Here is a 334-nt window from a genome sequence, read left to right as displayed (position 1 = left end):
GCCAGGCCAGCGCCAACAAATCTGAAAATAGCAGGGTAAACAGCGGGGTCAGCGTGATTAACGCGCTCACCTGCGCCGCCTGCCAGCGCGCCATTGCTTCCGCCAGCGCACCATAGCCAATCAGCGTGTTGGCGCCACAGAACAGCAAACAGGCCAATTGCCAGCCGCTGAGCTGGAAAATCACCTCAGGCTTGGCCAGAGGGAATAGCACGATCGCACATAAAGTGTACAACATTACCAGAATCTGCGGCGAGGCTAATCGACGCAGCAACACTTTCTGCGCCACGCCATAAGTCACCCAGACCATCGCCGCGCACACGCCTAACAGCACCCC

1 protein-coding gene is annotated in these 334 nt (G+C 58.4%); it reads right to left on the bottom strand.

Annotated features, from left to right (window positions below):
- On the bottom strand, nucleotides 1-334 hold a 334-nt coding region (locus tag CVN76_RS00560), incomplete at both ends, for a DMT family transporter (RefSeq protein ID WP_157805382.1).

It is taken from the genome of Bacillus sp. mrc49 (genome assembly GCF_002803435.1).
This window is presented reverse-complemented; position numbering and strand designations above follow the sequence as displayed.